This window comes from Arthrobacter sp. UNCCL28 (assembly GCF_900102805.1).
GTDB classification, from domain to species: domain Bacteria; phylum Actinomycetota; class Actinomycetes; order Actinomycetales; family Micrococcaceae; genus Arthrobacter; species Arthrobacter nicotinovorans_A.
Genome location: NZ_FMWE01000003.1, coordinates 815,376 through 832,472, shown reverse-complemented (window position 1 = coordinate 832,472; position 17,097 = coordinate 815,376). Strand labels below are relative to the sequence as shown.

Genomic DNA, 17,097 nt, shown 5'->3' with positions numbered 1-17,097 from the left:
GGGGCATGGCGGAGATGCTCAAGGGCGGCGTCATCATGGACGTCGTTAACGTCGAGCAGGCCCGCATCGCCGAGGATGCCGGTGCCGTGGCTGTCATGGCGCTCGAGCGAGTGCCTGCCGATATCCGCGCCCAGGGCGGCGTGTCCCGCATGTCGGACCCGGACATGATCGATGCGATCATCGCCGCGGTGTCCATCCCGGTCATGGCGAAGGCCCGCATTGGCCACTTCGTTGAAGCCCAGGTCCTGCAGTCCCTCGGTGTTGACTACATCGACGAGTCCGAGGTCCTGACCCCGGCCGACTACATCAACCACATCGACAAGTGGAACTTCACCGTTCCGTTCGTTTGTGGTGCTACGAACCTTGGTGAGGCGCTGCGCCGCATCAACGAGGGCGCGGCGATGATCCGTTCCAAGGGCGAGGCCGGCACCGGTGATGTTTCCAACGCCACCGGGCACATGCGCAAGATCCGCTCGGAAATCGCCAAGCTGGCAGCCCTTCCCGAGGACGAGCTGTACGTTGCGGCCAAGGAGCTGCAGGCCCCGTACGAGCTGGTCAAGGAAGTTGCCGCTACCGGCAAGCTCCCCGTCGTGCTGTTCACTGCCGGCGGCATTGCTACTCCGGCTGACGCTGCGATGATGATGCAGCTCGGCGCCGACGGTGTGTTCGTTGGTTCGGGCATTTTCAAGTCCGGCAACCCGGCAGAGCGCGCCGCCGCCGTCGTCAAGGCCACCACGTTCCATGATGATCCCGATGTCATCGCCAAGGTCTCCCGAGGACTTGGTGAAGCCATGGTGGGCATCAACGTCGACGAGATCCCGCAGCCGCACCGCCTCGCAGAGCGCGGCTGGTAGGTCTCACTTAGGGTTCCCGCCAAGGCGGGTACCGATCCTCTGCGTGCTATTCCCCGCTGCCGCTGCCGCGATTCTGATGGTGGCCAGGGCGGGGGCCCTTTTACGCACGCTGCCGGATCGGTACCCGTCTTTCGGCTTTAAAGCTCGGGTTCTGTTTAATCCAGTCCCCGGCGTTTGAGGAGGGGTTCCAGCTTGGCATCCCTGCCTCGGAAGGCCCGGAAGGACTCCAACGGGTCACGGCTGTTTCCCCGGGAGAGCAGCTCCGAGCGGAAGTGATCTCCGTTGGCCCGGGTCAGGCCGCCATTTTCCTTGAACCATTCCACTGTATCGGCATCCAATACCTCGCTCCAGATGTAGGAGTAATAGCCTGCCGCGTAGCCTGCGCCGGCGAAGATGTGCTGGAAGTAGCCCGTCCGGTACCGGGGCGGAATGAGCGGGTGCGCGATGCCGGCGTCGGACAGGGCCTTGGCTTCGAACGCTATGACATCGTCCGGGACCTCAGCTTCTGCCAGTACGTGCCAGGCCAGGTCCAGCAGGGCCGCCCCAAGGTACTCGGTGGTGGCGAAGCCTTCGCCCCAGAGGAGTGAGTCATTGAGCTTGTCCACTGTGGCCTGGGGGAGGGATTCTCCGGTGGAGAAATGGCGGGCATAGTTGGCCAGGATGTCAGGCCACATGATCCACATTTCATTGACCTGCGAGGGGTACTCCACAAAGTCGCGCGGGACGGACGTTCCGGAGAAGCGCGGATAGGTCACGTTCGAGAACAGGCCGTGCAGTGCATGGCCGAACTCGTGGAAAACCGTCCTGACTTCATCAAGGGTCAACAGCGTGGGCTCGCCGGGGGCAGGCTTGGTGATGTTGAGGTTGTTGATGACCACGGACTTTGTACCCAACAGCCCGGACTGTTGCACCAAGGAATTCATCCAGGCACCCCCGCGCTTGGACTCCCGGGTGTAGTAGTCGCCCAGGAACAGGCCAAGGCCGCTGCCGTCCTGATCCCGGACCTCCCAGACTCGCACGTCCGGGTGGTAGCCCTCAAGGTCCCCACGTTCGTGGAAAGTTATCCCGTAAAGTCCGGTAGCTGCGTGGAATATGCCGTCTGTCAGCAAGGTCTCCAGGCTGAAGTACGGGCGCAGCGCCTGCTCGTCGACCTCGAACTTGTCCTTTCGGACACGGGCGGAGTAGTAGGCCCAGTCCCATGGTTCCAGGTCATGCCCGGCCGAGGCAGCCAGGGCCTCGGCTTCGGATTGGGCGTTCCTGACGGCAGCCGGGGCCAGCTTCCCCAGCATGGCCTTGACCTCGCCGAAGTCCGGTGCGGTCTGCCGGTCCACTACCAGCTCGGCATAGTTGGCGAAACCGAGGAGTCGGGCCTTTTCCGCGCGCAACCGGACGGTAGCTCCCACAAGCTCACGCGTGTCCAAGCCTCCGCCGTTGCTGCCTCGCGCGAGGGACGCTTCGTACAAACGACGCCGGATGGCCCGGTTCTCCAGCGAAGCAAGGGCAGGTTGGTTGCTGGGTTGGATGAGCGTGAGTAAGTATTTGCCTTCGTGTCCGGCCGTTTTGGCTGCCTCCGACGCACCGGAGACGTCTTCAGCCGGCAGCCCTGCCAGGTCTGCGGCGTCGTCGAGCAGCAGGGCAGCTGACTTCATGCCTTCTTTGACCCGCTGGCCGAATTCGGTACCCAGCCGGGAGAGCCCTGCGTTGATTTGCCGCAGGCGTTGTTGTCCGGCGGCATCAAGCTGAATGCCGGACTGCCGGAACTCCTTCAGGTATTCCTCAACCAAGCGCGTTGATTCCGGGTCAAGATCCGCAACGTCGATCGCGGCGAAGCGTTCATACAGGGCGCGGTTCATGTAGACGGCATCCTGGTGCGCCGAAAACTTCGGCGACAACTCTGTTTCAAGGGCTTTGATTTCATCAGAGGCGTCTGCCGAAACCACGGTGAAAAATGCTGCAGCAGCCCTCTCCAGAAGTTGTCCCGAACGTTCCATGGCTACGGCCGTGTTCTGGAAAGTCGCCGGATCCGGGTTGTCCGTGATGGCACTGATTTCCTGCAGGTGCCCGGCCAGGCCGGCGTCGACAGCGTCTGCGTAGTGTCCGGTGTTGATTCCGGCGAAAGGCGGAAGTCCGTAGGGCAGCGGGCTGGGGCTCAGGAGGGGATTGGTCATGAAGTGACTCTTTCACGTAAGAATCGTGTCCTCAAGGGTGGCACGCCCCGGCCGGCCCTTCTTCCGCCGTAGGATGAAAAACATGGGGAACATCACATCCAAGGCAGGGCTGATACGTCATTCACGGGCCGCACTTCTCATGCTGACGGTAGTTGCTGCGTTCTCCGTGGGCGCCTGCGGTGTCATTGCCGAAACCGATGACCAGAACCGCAGTGCTGCCGCTAGTGCTCCCGCTTCGGAGTCGCCAACACCTACGCGGACCCCGGCGCCCAACCCCACACCGGGCAAAGGCCCCGCCTGTCCCGAACTTCGCTGCACCTCCATCACCGTAACCGGCGACATGCTGGTCCACACCCAACTGTGGCAACAGGCAAGGGCCGACGCCGCGGCGGCCGGCCTCCCGGGATATACGTTCGTCCCCCTCCTCGAAGGGCAACGGCGCTACATCCGTAATAGCGATCTGGCGATCTGTCATCAGGAAACACCTGTCGCCACCCCTGATGGTCCTTTCTCGGCCTACCCGTCCTTCAACGTTCCCCCGCAGATCATCGCGGCCTCAAAGGACATCGGCTACCAGGCGTGCACCACAGCCAGCAACCACACCATTGACCGGGGAACCGACGGCCTCCTGCGGACCCTCGATGCCCTCGACGCAGCAGGGCTGAAGCACACCGGTTCTTATCGGACCGAGGCGGCTTCCAAAGAAATACTGATGCTTGAAACGGACGCGGCCAAGGTCGCCGTGATCATTGGTACGTACGGCCACAACGGGCAGATCCCCGAATACCCCTGGCTGGTTGATGAGCTGGACCCGGCAGCGATGATCGCCAAGGCAACGCAGGCCAGGGCCCAGGGCGCGGACATAGTCCTCGGAGTGATGCATGCCGGTGACGAGTACGCCAGCGAAGCGAATACACAGCAGCAGGACGTTGCGCACGCGCTGGTGGACAGCGGCCAGTTCACCATGATCTATGGGCACCACACGCATTCGGTACTGCCGATCGAGAATTACAAGGGCACGTGGATTGTGTACGGGCTGGGCAACGGGATCACCGAGTTGTCGCCTTGGTATGTGGTCAACAATGAAGGATTGCTGGTCAGGGCCCAGTTCAGCCAAAACACAGCCGGAACCTGGACGGCTTCTGATCTTGCCTGGGCACCGTCGGTCATTGTCCGTGATCCCTACCGGTGGTGTTCGGTGGCCAGCGACGCCCCGCAGGGTGTCTGCGCATCACCGGCAGCCGACGCTGCCACCTATCAACGGACCAAGTCGGTGGTTGAGTCCATGGGCGCCGCCACCGCAGGCGCCCACGAACTGTTGATCACCAAGGAAAAGTAGCGCCTACCGCGGACGCTTTGCGGCGTGTTCGCGCGCGAGGCGGGCGTAGTCGTCGTCGGGCGTTCCCGGCACGAAGGTCCCGTACTTTCGCTCCGCCGCAGTCCGGATGAGGAAGTCGGCAATTGCCGGATTCTTCGGCAGCAGCGAACCGTGGAGGTAACTGGCCACCACGTTGTTAAACCGCGCGCCCTCGTGCCCGTCTTTGCTGTTGTTGCCGGCGCCCTTGGTGACGGTCCCGAGGGGTTCGACGCCGGGACCAAGGGTGGTTTGGCCGCTGTGGTTCTCGTAGCCCATGATGTCGCCGAACTCGGCCGACTTCATGATCACGTTGCCGATCAGCCGTTCATCCGTACCGTGGGTTTCGACATCCAGGATCCCGATTCCGGGAATGACCGGCCCGGCGCTGGTCTTGAAGAATTTCCCAAAGAGCTGGTAGAGACCACAGATCACCAACATCGGCGCACCGTCATCGGCCAGTTCCCGGAGGTGGTCCGCCCGTGCCTGGAGGTCGTCCTGGATGACCACCTGTCCGCTGTCCTGCCCGCCTCCACCGACCACGATGTCAATATCTGCGGGAAACTCGTCACCCACGTTGTACTCAAGTAGTTCCGGCGTGTATCCGTGCCACTTGATCCGTTGTTGGAGGACCAAAGCGTTCCCCCAGTCCCCGTAAATGTTCATCTCCCGGGGGTAGAGCTGGAGGACACGGAGGGTTCCCTTGCTGGGCTGCTGTGATTCCGAGGTCATGAGACCACCTCAACTATGGTGATTTTGGCGAGTTCGCGACGAATGGCAAGCATGGAGGTGTAAGTGCAGAAAATCCGTTTGGGCTTGCCGCGCGAGCCGTTGATGAAGGTGCGCAAAGCGGCGGTGATGTCCGGTTCCACTGTGCCGAAGGGAACTTCGTCGTACTGCAGCCGCAGGGCCATGTCGTAGGCGCGGACGCCGGTGAGGACTTCCACTCCATCCTCGCGCAGCGACTCGAACTCAACGTCCCAGAGCCACGACATATCCCTGCCGTCTGCGTAGTTGTCGTTGATGGCAATCATGGTGGCGTAGCCGCCTGCCGGGAAGGACTTGAGTCCGAGGCGGAAGCCACTGGGGTTCTTCACCAGGACCAGTTCCAGGGGTTGTCCATCGACGGTCAGGCTTTCACCGCGTCCAAAGGCGGGAGCAACGTCGCCCAGGGCTTTGACCAATTTGGGAGTATCAACCGGGCCGGTACCCAGGACAGCGCGCGCCAGCGACAAAGCGGCAGCTGCATTGAAGATGTTGTAGACGCCACGCAGCTTCATGGCGGTACTGACAGTTTCGCCGTCGAACTCGAAGTCAGCGTCCTGCGCACCTACCCGTCGGAGTACGACGTCGGCAGCCGGCAGGTCTACCGGCTCGCCTGCCGCGGCGGCCACCGAGGTACCGGACGGTGATGGTCCGGAGCCGGCGGTCCGCATGTCGTCATCATTGGGAAAAGTGCTGCGCAGGGACTCGTCAAGGCCGAAGTAACGGATGACGGGGTGATGGGGCGCGTCCGGGACGTTGACGACATTGGAGATTCGGGCCACCCGCGGATCCTCGCGGTTCAACACCACCGTGTCTGTCGTCCTGGACGCGATGTGCTCGAGCAAGCGGGCCGTCTTGTCGATTTCTCCAAAGCGGTCCAACTGGTCACGAAGGACATTGAGCAGGAGGCTGAACCGGGGCTGGACCTTGTTGACGAAATGCACCGCATGGGCTTCGTCGAGTTCAAGGATGGCAATGTCCGCATCGAGGCGTCCCCGCCAGTCCACCTCACCAAGGAGGGAGGCTGCCACGCCGCGGGTGAAGTTGCTTCCGCTGCGGTTGGTGAAGACCTTGAGGCCTTGGCTTTCGAGGAGTTCCACCACCATTTTGGTGGTGGTGGTCTTGCCGTTGGTGCCACTGACCACTGCCACGCCGTGGGGGAGCGAGGCCAGCGTTCGCTGCATGAAGCCGGGATCGATTTTTTCGACCACCAGGCCGGGAAAAGCTGATCCTCCGCCCCGAAGCCGGGAGAGTGAGCGGACCAGCTTGCCGAGGGGGACGCTGAAGGAAAGCATGCTCTGTAATATATCCCAGTCAGGGCATGGAACCCGGCCCGGGGTGGGTGCCCCGAGGACGCGGAAGACCCCGGCGAAGGCGCAGCGCACTATAATGGATCAATGACCAACCCCCTTTCCGACGCTTCAACGCGCGTGGGTTCAGGACTCAGGATCGGCGTTCTGGCACTCCAGGGCGACTTCCGCGAGCATCTCCACGCCGTCGAGGCCGCTGGAGCCACTGGCGTAGGCATCCGTCGGCCATCCGAGCTGGATGACGTCGACGGCCTGATCATCCCCGGCGGCGAATCCACCACCATCGACAAATTGTCGCGGATCTTCGAATTGCGCGATCCCATCCAAAAGCGCATAGCGGACGGTCTTCCCGTCTACGGTTCCTGCGCCGGGATGATCCTGCTGGCCAATGAAATCGCCGACCCCGCCAAGGATCTTGACGGCAATCCGCAGCAAACGTTCGGCGGCCTGGACATCACTGTGCGGCGAAACGCCTTCGGACGCCAGCGCGAATCCTTCGAAACGGACCTTGACTTCAACGGCCTGGACTTCAGCGCCGGCGCGTCGGGCGTGGATCCCGTCCACGCCGTCTTCATTCGCGGGCCGTGGGTGGAGCGCGTTGGCCCCGACGTTGAAATCCTGGCGCAGGTCGATCCCGACCACGCCGGCCACACTGATGCTTTGCACGGAGTGGCTAGAATTGTTGCAGTGCGCTCGGGCCACCTGCTGGCCACCTCCTTCCATCCGGAAGTGACCGGGGAGAAGCGCGTGCATGAACTCTTTATTCGAATGATCAGAGGAGAAGCGTAAAGCATGTCAGGCCACTCCAAATGGGCGACCACCAAGCACAAAAAAGCCATCATTGACAGCCGGCGTGCAAAGTCGTTCGCGAAACTGATCAAGAACATCGAAGTTGCTGCCCGTATGGGCGGACCGGACCTCGCCGGCAACCCCGGCCTTGAACTGGCCGTTACCAAGGCCAAGAAGACTTCGGTACCCAACGACAACATCGATCGCGCCATCAAGCGCGGAGCGGGCCTCACGGGCGAGGTCGTGGATTACACCGAGATCATGTACGAAGCCCGCGGCCCCCAAGGCTCGGCACTGCTGATCGAATGTCTGACCGACAATAAGAACCGGGCGGCATCCGAAGTCCGCCTCGCCATTTCCCGCAATGGCGGCACCATCGCCGACCCCGGTTCCGTCAGCTACCTCTTTGCCCGGAAGGGCGTAGTGGTCCTGCCGAAGAACGGCCTCAGCGAGGATGACATCCTGATGGCTGTACTGGAAGCCGGAGCCGAAGAAGTGAAGGACAGCGGCGAGAACTGGGAAATCCATTCGGAGCCCTCCGACCTCCAGGCCATCCGCGATGCTCTCAAGGAGGCCGGTATCGACTACGAAACCGATGAGGCCGAATTCGTTCCGTCCATGCAGGTGGAGCTCGACGTCGATGGCGCCAGGAAATTCATGAAGCTCGTTGATGCCTTGGAAGACCTGGACGATGTCCAGAACGTCTACAGCAACGCCGACCTCAGCGAGGAAGTACAGGCTGCCCTCGACGCCGACTAGGCGGGGCAGCATTCACTAGTGGTACAAAACAGGAAGGCCCGGACTTGACTCTTCGCGTATTAGGAGTCGATCCGGGCCTCACCCGTTGCGGCATAGGCGTTGTGGACATCGAGCGGAACCGCAGGGCCACCATGGTGGCCGTTGGGGTGGTGGGCACATCTGCGGACCTGACCCTGGACAAGCGCCTGCTGGTGATCGCGGAAGCGATCGATGAATGGCTGGACCGGCACGAGCCCGATGTCGTCGCCGTCGAACGCGTCTTTTCCCAAATGAATGTCAGCACGGTAATGGGCGTGGCCCAGGCCTCCGGCGTCGTCATTGCCGCTGCAGCCCGTCGCGGCATCCCGGTAGCCCTGCACACACCCTCCGAGGTCAAAGCTGCCGTAACCGGCAGCGGCACTGCCAACAAGGAAGCGGTCACCAAGCTCGTGACCAAGATCCTGCGACTCAGTGCTGCACCCAAACCCGCCGATGCCGCGGACGCCCTGGCACTTGCCCTCACCCACGCATGGCGGGCGGGCAGCGGAATGGGCGCGGCCGGTGGAGCCTCCGGGGCCGGCTCGCTGACGCCGGCCCAAAAGGCCTGGGCCGATGCCGAAGCCAAAGCGCGCCGCGCACGGTGATTTCCGTCCGCTCTTGCTAGGGTATTCGTAGATATGTTCGGATAGTCCACTTGGGCCGTTCCCAGTTGACCGTAATCTTTCAGGAGCCGGGTCTTGATCAGTTTTCTCCGTGGAACCGTAGCCCACGTGGGTTTGTCCACCGCCGTCATTGACCTCAACGGTGCTGGCATGAGCGTCTTCGCTACTCCGCAGACCCTGAGTCACCTCAAGGTAGGAACCGAGGCGAAACTCTTCACGTCCATGATCGTCCGTGAAGACTCCCTCACGTTGTTCGGTTTCGCCGATGATGATGAACGCGAAGTCTTCGACGTCCTGCTCAGCGTCAGCGGTGTAGGACCGCGGCTGGCGCTTGCTGTCCTTGCCGTCCATGAACCTGAAGCCATCCGCGTTGCAGCCCACACAGGTGACGGCAAGGCATTCACCAAGGTTCCCGGCATCGGGCCCAAGGTGGCGGGACGTATTGTCCTGGAACTCGCAGGCAAGCTGGTTCCGCATGGCACCGGCTCCACTGCAACTGCTGCCCAGGTTGCTGCGAACGCTGAATGGAAGCCGCAGGTTGTCGCCGCAATGACCAGTCTGGGGTGGTCCGAGAAGGACGCCACCGGCAGCATCGACAAGGCCATGGCGGACACTCCGGAGCTGGTTGAGGCAGGAAACGTGGCCCAAATCCTTCGCGCTACGCTGCGGTGGCTGGGCCAGGACGGCGCCCGCGCCGGCAACCGCGTAGGCAGCCGTGGCTGAGCAGTCACTCGTCAACGGGGGAGAGGAGCCGGAAGAGCGGGTCATTGAAGCCGCTCTCCGCCCTAAGAACCTGCATGACTTTGTTGGCCAGCACCGCGTCCGTAAGCAGTTGGCCCTTGTCCTTGAGGCGTCAAAAATGCGTGGACGCAGCGCCGACCACGTCCTGATGTCCGGCCCTCCAGGCCTTGGCAAGACAACTCTGGCCATGATCATTGCCGCAGAAATGAATGCGCCGTTGCGCATCAGCAGTGGTCCCGCCATTCAGCACGCCGGTGACCTCGCAGCCATCCTTTCTTCGCTGTCGGAAGGGGAGGTCCTGTTCCTGGATGAAATCCACCGGATGTCCCGGCCCGCAGAGGAAATGCTCTACATGGCCATGGAGGACTTCCGGGTGGACATCGTGGTGGGCAAGGGAGCGGGCGCCACCGCCATACCACTGGAGTTACCCCCGTTCACGCTGGTGGGGGCCACCACCCGCGCCGGCCTCCTGCCGGGCCCTTTGCGTGACCGCTTTGGTTTTACCGGTCACCTCGAGTTCTACTCCGTTGCCGAACTGGAACTGGTCCTTCGGCGATCTGCCGGCCTTTTGGACCTCAAGGTGAACTCGGCCGGATTTACCGAAATTGCCGGACGGTCGCGTGGCACGCCCCGTATCGCCAACCGCCTCCTTCGCCGCGTCCGTGACTGGGCCTTGGTCCACGGCATTGACCAGATCGACGCCCGGTCCGCGTCGGCTGCCTTGGACATGTACGAAGTGGATGCCAAGGGCCTCGACAGGCTGGACCGTTCCGTGCTGGAAGCACTCATTACCAAATTCAATGGCGGCCCCGTGGGGCTGTCCACCCTGGCCATTGCTGTGGGGGAGGAACCCGAAACGGTGGAGACCGTTGCCGAGCCCTTCCTGGTTCGTGAAGGTCTCCTGGGACGCACGCCCCGGGGCCGCATTGCAATGGCATCGGCCTGGACACACCTTGGCTACGCCGTCCCGGCAGGTGTGTTCGGCCAGGAAGCGCTTGCACTCTTCGGCGAGGACGAAAACCACGCTGAAAGCGTAGATACCATCGGTTAACACGCCCCGTTCAGCTTTTCCCTCTAGACTGGTATGACGCTCGGCACGTTCGAGTCCTTGATCCATGCACCCGCCCCGCGGATTTGCCAGGGACGTTGCCGTGAACCAAAACGTAAGTACAGAACGGAACTTCCCTGTGGATCCAATGACCATATTGCTGTTCGTCATGCTTGGACTCTTTGTCTTCATGATGTTCCGCCGCAACAAGAAGACCCAGCAGCAGCAGGCTGAGATGCAGTCCAAGTTCGCTCCGGGCGTCGACGTCATGACCAGCTTTGGCCTCTTTGGCCGCATCGTCTCCATCGACGAAGCCGAGAACAAGGTCGTCATCGAGCTTTCCCCGGGCAACCTGGCTACGGTCCACCGCCAGGCGGTTACCAAGGTAGTCGAGGCGCCTGTCGAGGAAGCCCCTGTCGTTCCGGACGACGCTTCTTCCCTCACTACCGCAGATGCTGAAGCTCCTGCCGCAGTTGAGACGCCCGAAGAAACCATTGCGCGCCTCAACAAAGAGGATAAGAAGGACAACTAGGATCGTCAGGCGCGGCACCCCCGCGCAAGGCAACTTCTACGGCAGCTGAGAGCCGCCGGCAAACGCTCACCAGTGTTGGCCGGCGGCTGTCCGGCGATAACAGGAAGATCGATAATGGCACGGACCGGCCCCAAAAATTCAGCCCGCAGGGTGCTGACCTGGCTTGGAGCAATATTCGTTGTACTCACCGCTGTCCTGGGTGGCGGAGTTTTGACTGGCAATGCCAGCTGGGCTCCAAAACTTGCCCTGGACCTCGAGGGCGGCACCCAGATGATCCTGGCGCCCAGGGTCGAGGGATCCAGCGATATCAACGAAGAGCAGCTCAACCAGGCAGTTGCCATTATCCGTCAGCGTGTTGACGGCTCGGGCGTTGCCGAAGCGGAAATCAGCACCCAGTCCGGCCGCAACGTCGTGGTCAGCCTCCCGGGGACGCCTTCCAAGGAAACCCGCGACTTGATCCAGGCCTCGGCCGACATGAACTTCAGGCCGGTCATCACCTACGGTGATCCTGCAGCCATCCCTGTCGAGTCGCGCACGCCCGAAGACCAGCTGAACAAGCCCACCGCGGAGCCGGCGAACGCAAGTGATACCAACTGGATCACTCCTGAAGTCCAGAAGGAATTCGAAGCACTCGATTGCGTCAATCCTTCGACGGAAAGGCGCGAACGCTCCGATCCCGCCAAGCCCCTGGTCACCTGTGAAGCTGCCACGGCCACGACTCCCGCCATCAAGTACATCCTTGGTCCGGTTGAAGTCCGGGGCCAGGACATCAGTGACTCCACCTTCTCCCAGGTACAGGGCGCCCAGGGTTCGGTCACCAACTCCTGGGGCGTGAACATCGTCTTCAACGGCGATGCCACCGAGAAGTTCAAAGCCGTCACAGAGCGGCTCAACCAGTACTACGTTGCGGCGCAGGCGCAGGGCCAGGACGACCCCAAGTCCCAGTTCGCCATCGTCCTGGACGACAAAGTCATTTCGGCTCCGCGTTCCTTGGCAGTCATCACTGATGGCCGGCCGCAGATTACCGGTAACTTCACGCAGGCCACCGCCAAGGCACTGTCCGACCAGCTCCGCTATGGTGCGCTGCCCATCAGCTTCGAGATCCAGTCGCAGGAGCAGATTTCCGCCACGCTTGGTGGGGATCAGCTTCGCCTGGGCCTGCTGGCAGGCATCATCGGCTTGTTGCTGGTAGTTGTCTACTCACTCTTCCAATACCGGGCCCTTGGCCTGGTTACCATCGCCTCGCTGGTGGTCGCCGGTGTCCTGACATATCTGGCCATTGCAATCCTTGGTTGGACAGAGAATTATCGGCTCTCCCTTGCCGGTGTTGCCGGTTTGATCGTTGCCATCGGACAGACTGCTGACTCGTTCATCGTCTACTTCGAGCGCATCCGCGATGAACTGCGCGAGGGCCGTGGGCTTGTATCGGCGGTGGAGAACGGCTGGAAGCGCGCCAAGCGCACCGTGCTGGCCTCCAAGGCCGTCAACCTCCTGGCTGCCCTTGTCCTGTACTTCGTTGCCGTCGGCAACGTACGTGGCTTTGCCTTCACCTTGGGCCTGACGGCCCTTGCCGACCTCCTGGTCGTATTCATGTTCACCCATCCCATGCTTCAGGTCCTGGCACGTACCAAGTTCTTTGGCGAAGGACACCGGTTCTCCGGGCTGTCTCCGGACCGGCTTGGTGCAATTCCGCTGTATCGAGGCGCTGGGCGGCTCCGTACTCCTGCTGAGAAGCCGACGCCCGTCCGTGGACGGAACGCCGGTGCTGCAGCCGAGGCTGAGCGCCGCATGACCATCGCAGAACGGCGCCTTGCCGAGAAGGGCCAGCTGACTGGTTCCTCCAAGGCAACCAAGGAGGAGAAGTAAATGACTACGAGCTTCGCAACCTTCGGCCATGAGCTCTACACGGGCAAGCGCTCGTACAATTTTGTCGGCTCGAAGAAAATCTGGTTCATCATTGCGGCAGTCGCCGTGGCCCTCTCCATCCTGATTCCGGTGGCCAAGGGAGGCTTCAACCTTGGCATCGAATTCCGTGGTGGGTCGGAGTTCACTGTTTCCAACGTGAGCACCACTGATGCTGCCCTCGGCGAGAAGGCCGTGCACGACGTCGTACCCGGTGCCATCCCGCGCGTGGCCAACGTTGCCGGCAACACCATGCGTATCCAAACGGATCAACTGACCGACGACGAGACCAACCGGATCAAGGACGGCCTCACCAGCGCCTATGGCGTAACCGAGAACGAAGTGACATCGAACTTTGTTGGTCCCACCTGGGGGCAGGATGTCACCAGGCAGGCACTCATTGGCCTGGTGGTCTTCGTGGGCTTGGCGGCTATCCTGATGGCCCTGTACTTCAGGACCTGGAAGATGTCCTTGTCTGCCCTGGTGGGCATGCTTGTCACCATGTTCACCACGGCGGGTGTTTACGCACTGAGCGACTTCGAAGTGACGCCGTCGGCCATCATCGGCTTCCTGACGGTCCTGAGCTATTCGCTGTACGACACCGTGGTGGTCTTCGACAAAATCCGTGAAAACACCTCGGATATCGCCACCTCAACGCGTCGTACGTTCGGCGAAGAAGTGAACCTGGCCGTCAACCAGACGCTGGTCCGTTCCATCAACACCATGATGGTGGCGGTGCTCCCTGTGGCAGCGATCCTCTTTATCGGTGCCGGGCTCCTGGGCGCGGGCACGTTGCGCGACCTTTCGCTGGCATTGTTCGTGGGCATCCTCATCGGTACTGCAGCGACCATCTTCATCGCCGCGCCCCTGTATGCCTGGTTGCGCCAGGGTGAACCGGAACTGGTGAAGCAAGCCCGGAAGGTAAGCCACCGCAGGGCCGAAGCCACCGTATAGCTTCCCTGCAATGCCTCTGTTGGACCAAAGAGCCGGCCTCCGCACATGTGTGGAGGCCGGCTCTTTGACTTGCCCGACTTCCCGTCATGTGCCTTCCATTTGCAGATGCATTCACTTGCGGGAATAGACTGGGAGAATTAAATCGGTTGTGAGGGGTACTTCTGTGGAAGAACGTGCGACGTCGGCACCACCGGCGGGCGGGGAGGACGGCCACAATGCTGTGGCAGTCCCGGCAACAAGCATGGCTGGACGGACTGCGGGAGCTGTTCCGGTTGATACCCCTGGCGTGCGTCCCACATTCCCCGGACGGCGGGAACGTACCCGATCAAGGCTGGCGCGTCTGACCGGTCGGGGCGTGGCTCCTTACTCGCCGATCCTGGAACCTCTCCTGCGCACGGTGCGCGCCAACAACCCCAAAGAAGACTTTGACCTGATCCAGCGGGCCTTTACGGTTGCGGAACGAAGCCATCAGGGACAGAAACGCAAGAGCGGTGATCCCTACATCACCCATCCCGTGGCCGTCGCCACCATCCTGGCCGAGCTGGGCATGACAGGTACCACCCTGGCAGCGGCATTGCTTCACGACACCGTGGAGGACACCCCGTACACCCTGGCTGACCTGACGCGGGATTTTGGTCCCGAGGTCGCCATGCTGGTGGATGGAGTGACCAAGCTGGACAAGGTCAGCTTTGGTGAAGCCGCGCAGTCCGAGACCGTCCGCAAAATGGTTGTGGCCATGGCCAAGGACATCCGGGTCCTGATGATCAAACTGGCCGACCGCCTTCACAATGCACGTACCTGGCGTTTTGTTTCGGCAGAGTCATCCTCCCGCAAAGCGCGTGAAACGCTGGAGATTTTCGCACCCCTGGCGCACCGCCTTGGCATGAACACCATCAAGTGGGAGCTCGAAGATCTCTCCTTCGCAGCCTTGTACCCCAAGGTCTACGAGGAAATCGTACGCATGGTGGGGGACCGGACTCCTGAGCGCGAGAAGAGCCTCAGTGTCATCCGTAACCAGATCGCCGATGACCTGCGGACGGCGAGGATCAAGGCGACCATCACCGGCCGTCCCAAGCACTACTACTCCATCTACCAAAAGATGATCGTCCGGGATAAGGACTTCGACGACATCAACGACCTCATGGGCGTCCGCGTCCTGGTTGACTCGGTCCGGGATTGCTACGCAGCCCTGGGTACCCTGCATTCGCGATGGAACCCCCTTCCGGGCCGGTTCAAGGACTACATCGCCATGCCCAAGTTCAACATGTACCAATCGCTGCACACCACGGTGATCGGCCCGGGCGGCAAGCCCGTGGAAATCCAGATCCGCACCCATGAAATGCACCGCAGGGCCGAGTACGGCGTGGCAGCGCACTGGAAGTACAAGGACCAGCCCAACCGCACGGCCCAAGGCCCGGGCAGCCCTCGCGATGGCGACATGGGCTGGTTGAGGTCCTTGGTGGATTGGCAGCAGGAAACCTCCGATCCCGGAGAGTTCCTGGACTCCCTGCGCTATGAGATCAACGCGCGCGAAGTTTTTGTCTTCACCCCCAAAGGTGAGGTCATGGCCCTGCCCGCGGGATCGACTCCTGTCGATTTTGCCTACGCGGTCCACACCGAAGTTGGCCACAGGACCATCGGTGCCCGCGTCAACGGGAAACTGGTTCCGCTCAACAGCGAGCTCAACCACGGCGACTGGGTTGAAATCTTCACGTCCAAGGCCGAAGGGGCCGGCCCCAGCCAGGACTGGCAACACTTCGTCAAGTCGGCGCGTGCACGCAACAAGATCCGCCAGTGGTTCACCAAGGAACGCCGCGAGGAAGCCATTGACCGCGGAAAGGACATGCTGACCCGTGCAATGCGGAAGCAGAACCTTCCGTTGCAGCGACTTATGACGCACGACGCCTTGTCCGCCGTGGCTGAGGATTTCCACTATGTCGATATCTCCGGGCTGTACGCAGGGGTTGGTGACGGACATACCTCCGCGCAGTCGGTGATGGAAAAACTCGTCGAGCACTTGGGCGGCCACGAAACACCGGACGAAGACCTCGACGAAGTCAGCATTCCTACGCAGGTTGCCAAGTCCAAATTCTCCGATTCCGGCGTCATCGTCCGCGGTGTTGGCGACGTCTGGGTCAAACTGGCCCGCTGTTGCACCCCCGTCCCGCCGGATCCCATCCTGGGGTTCGTTACCCGCGGTTCAGGCGTTTCCGTGCACCGGACGGACTGCACCAACGTTTCCGGGCTCCGGGACCAGCCGGACAGAATTGTGGAAGTTGAATGGGCTCCCACCCAATCGAGCGTCTTCCTGGTGGAAATCCAGGTGGAGGCATTGGACCGTAAGTCCCTGTTGTCGGACGTGACGCGGATTCTGTCCGAGAACCACGTCAATATCCTTGCTGCCTCGGTGCATACATCAAGCGACAGGGTTGCCATATCGAAGTTCGCTTTCGAGATGGGCGATCCCAAGTACCTCCACCACGTCCTGAATGCCGTACGGCGCATTGATGGTGTCTTTGATGTCTACCGAACCACTGGCAACAGGAGACGCAGCTAGCCGGCTGCAAGTTGGGTGAGTGTGGCCAGGGCACGTCGTTTGTGCGGAACCCTGGGCGCGGCTTCTACGGCGAGCATGAGGAGCCTCAGGCGGATGCCCAGGTCTTCCTTGGCCAGCAGCCGCCTCAGGGTGGGCAGTGCCCTGTCGCTCTCGACATGAAGGGCGATGTCGGACGCGGTGCGCAACGGACTGCTGACCAGCATCCCGCCCAGGCTTACAACGTCCATTTGTCCGAGCCGGACCTCGTGGAGGCTGCACGCCGTGCTTCCACGCAAGCTTGAAATGCGGTGCTTGGCATCCACCAGGAGCGAGAGATGCTCCGGAGGTTTGGCGCAGCCGTAGATCCACGCGGCTGTGAGCCGGCCGGCAACGACCTTGGTCCGGATACGTTCAGGAACGGTCAAGGCCGCTGCGCGCGCCCGGAGGCGATGGGTGACAGCAGTACCCGGCGAGGCGTAACTCTTCCCGTAGAGCGGCAGCAGGATGCCATCAAAGGCCATGCTCTGGAGTTCGTTCCACGTAAAGATCCGGTTGGGGGAGTAGAGCTCCGGGATGACCGGCTCCGATAGATGCTGGGCGGCGGCAAACTGGGCGGCGGCAAGCGGGGCGGCGGCAACGGGGTCCATCCACTGATCATTGCGTGCACCCGTCCAAGCAGTACAGGCTCCGTTCCGGTTATGTGGATAACCGGAACGGAGCCTGCGGTAGTGCAAGTCCAGAAGT

At 61.9% G+C, this 17,097-nt stretch carries 15 protein-coding genes; 11 read left to right on the top strand and 4 right to left on the bottom strand.

The window, feature by feature from the left end; all coding sequences use genetic code 11:
• Nucleotides 1-854, top strand: an 854-nt coding sequence (gene pdxS, locus BLQ01_RS12320) for a pyridoxal 5'-phosphate synthase lyase subunit PdxS (RefSeq protein WP_091552010.1), incomplete at its 5' end; no start/stop codon positions are given.
• Between the two features lie 155 nt (nucleotides 855-1,009).
• Here pdxS and BLQ01_RS12315 read toward each other — a convergent pair.
• Nucleotides 1,010-3,022, bottom strand: coding sequence for a M3 family metallopeptidase (locus BLQ01_RS12315; protein WP_091551939.1), 2,013 nt, complete (start codon nucleotides 3,020-3,022; stop codon nucleotides 1,010-1,012).
• Nucleotides 3,023-3,095: 73 nt separating this feature from the next.
• On the opposite strand from BLQ01_RS12315, the gene BLQ01_RS12310 reads away from it, so the two are divergent.
• Nucleotides 3,096-4,361, top strand: coding sequence for a CapA family protein (locus tag BLQ01_RS12310; RefSeq protein WP_091551936.1), 1,266 nt, complete (start codon nucleotides 3,096-3,098; stop codon nucleotides 4,359-4,361).
• A 3-nt stretch (nucleotides 4,362-4,364) separates the two neighbouring features.
• Here the strand turns inward: BLQ01_RS12310 and BLQ01_RS12305 are convergent, their stop codons facing one another.
• A complete protein-coding gene (locus BLQ01_RS12305; protein ID WP_026540838.1) occupies nucleotides 4,365-5,108 on the bottom strand; it encodes a type 1 glutamine amidotransferase in 744 nt (247 codons plus the stop codon).
• Nucleotides 5,105-6,436 carry a Mur ligase family protein gene (locus tag BLQ01_RS12300; RefSeq protein ID WP_091551934.1) on the bottom strand — a complete coding sequence of 444 codons (1,332 nt, stop codon included), beginning with the start codon at nucleotides 6,434-6,436 and terminating at the stop codon, nucleotides 5,105-5,107. Before BLQ01_RS12300 ends, BLQ01_RS12305 begins: the two co-directional genes overlap by 4 nt.
• Nucleotides 6,437-6,538: 102 nt before the next feature.
• Here BLQ01_RS12300 and pdxT point away from each other — a divergent pair, with 102 nt between their 5' ends.
• From pdxT to BLQ01_RS12255, 9 genes are all read left to right on the top strand, one after another.
• A complete protein-coding gene (gene pdxT / locus BLQ01_RS12295; RefSeq protein ID WP_091551932.1) occupies nucleotides 6,539-7,240 on the top strand; it encodes a pyridoxal 5'-phosphate synthase glutaminase subunit PdxT in 702 nt (233 codons plus the stop codon).
• Between the two features lie 3 nt (nucleotides 7,241-7,243).
• Entirely contained in the window at nucleotides 7,244-7,999 is a 756-nt protein-coding gene (locus BLQ01_RS12290) for a YebC/PmpR family DNA-binding transcriptional regulator (RefSeq protein ID WP_026540835.1), read from the top strand.
• Between the two features lie 44 nt (nucleotides 8,000-8,043).
• A complete protein-coding gene (ruvC, locus tag BLQ01_RS12285; RefSeq protein ID WP_026540834.1) occupies nucleotides 8,044-8,622 on the top strand; it encodes a crossover junction endodeoxyribonuclease RuvC in 579 nt (192 codons plus the stop codon).
• Nucleotides 8,623-8,715: 93 nt separating this feature from the next.
• Nucleotides 8,716-9,363 carry a Holliday junction branch migration protein RuvA gene (gene ruvA / locus BLQ01_RS12280; protein ID WP_091551929.1) on the top strand — a complete coding sequence of 216 codons (648 nt, stop codon included), beginning with the start codon at nucleotides 8,716-8,718 and terminating at the stop codon, nucleotides 9,361-9,363.
• Nucleotides 9,356-10,432: a Holliday junction branch migration DNA helicase RuvB gene (ruvB, locus tag BLQ01_RS12275; protein WP_026540832.1), complete on the top strand. Its 1,077-nt coding sequence runs from the start codon at nucleotides 9,356-9,358 to the stop codon at nucleotides 10,430-10,432. The genes ruvA and ruvB overlap by 8 nt, the downstream gene beginning before the upstream one ends.
• A 145-nt stretch (nucleotides 10,433-10,577) precedes the next feature.
• Nucleotides 10,578-10,961 (top strand): preprotein translocase subunit YajC, encoded by a 384-nt coding sequence (gene yajC / locus BLQ01_RS12270; RefSeq protein ID WP_026540831.1) that lies wholly within the window; start codon nucleotides 10,578-10,580, stop codon nucleotides 10,959-10,961.
• Nucleotides 10,962-11,075: 114 nt separating this feature from the next.
• On the top strand, nucleotides 11,076-12,827 hold the full coding sequence (gene secD / locus BLQ01_RS12265; RefSeq protein ID WP_026540830.1) for a protein translocase subunit SecD: 1,752 nt from the start codon (nucleotides 11,076-11,078) through the stop codon (nucleotides 12,825-12,827).
• Nucleotides 12,828-13,817, top strand: a complete 990-nt coding sequence (gene secF / locus BLQ01_RS12260; RefSeq protein ID WP_026540829.1) for a protein translocase subunit SecF — start codon at nucleotides 12,828-12,830, stop codon at nucleotides 13,815-13,817.
• A gap of 163 nt (nucleotides 13,818-13,980) precedes the next feature.
• On the top strand, nucleotides 13,981-16,374 hold the full coding sequence (locus tag BLQ01_RS12255) for a RelA/SpoT family protein (protein ID WP_026540828.1): 2,394 nt from the start codon (nucleotides 13,981-13,983) through the stop codon (nucleotides 16,372-16,374).
• Here the strand turns inward: BLQ01_RS12255 and BLQ01_RS12250 are convergent.
• Complete coding sequence (locus tag BLQ01_RS12250) at nucleotides 16,371-17,000, bottom strand: hypothetical protein (RefSeq protein ID WP_091551927.1); 630 nt, start codon at nucleotides 16,998-17,000, stop codon at nucleotides 16,371-16,373. The two genes, BLQ01_RS12255 and BLQ01_RS12250, sit on opposite strands and share 4 nt — an antisense overlap.
• Nucleotides 17,001-17,097: the final 97 nt, after the last annotated feature.

Excerpts from the sequence above, each read along its gene's own strand:
- BLQ01_RS12315 (WP_091551939.1), bottom strand. The coding sequence starts at position 3,022 with ATGACCAATCCCCTCCTGAGCCCCAGCCCGCTGCCCTACGGACTTCCG.
- BLQ01_RS12310 (WP_091551936.1), top strand. The coding sequence starts at position 3,096 with ATGAAAAACATGGGGAACATCACATCCAAGGCAGGGCTGATACGTCAT.
- BLQ01_RS12305 (WP_026540838.1), bottom strand. The coding sequence starts at position 5,108 with ATGACCTCGGAATCACAGCAGCCCAGCAAGGGAACCCTCCGTGTCCTC.
- BLQ01_RS12300 (WP_091551934.1), bottom strand. The coding sequence starts at position 6,436 with ATGCTTTCCTTCAGCGTCCCCCTCGGCAAGCTGGTCCGCTCACTCTCC.
- pdxT (WP_091551932.1), top strand. The coding sequence starts at position 6,539 with ATGACCAACCCCCTTTCCGACGCTTCAACGCGCGTGGGTTCAGGACTC.
- BLQ01_RS12290 (WP_026540835.1), top strand. The coding sequence starts at position 7,244 with ATGTCAGGCCACTCCAAATGGGCGACCACCAAGCACAAAAAAGCCATC.
- yajC (WP_026540831.1), top strand. The coding sequence starts at position 10,578 with ATGACCATATTGCTGTTCGTCATGCTTGGACTCTTTGTCTTCATGATG.
- secD (WP_026540830.1), top strand. The coding sequence starts at position 11,076 with ATGGCACGGACCGGCCCCAAAAATTCAGCCCGCAGGGTGCTGACCTGG.
- secF (WP_026540829.1), top strand. The coding sequence starts at position 12,828 with ATGACTACGAGCTTCGCAACCTTCGGCCATGAGCTCTACACGGGCAAG.
- BLQ01_RS12250 (WP_091551927.1), bottom strand. The coding sequence starts at position 17,000 with ATGGACCCCGTTGCCGCCGCCCCGCTTGCCGCCGCCCAGTTTGCCGCC.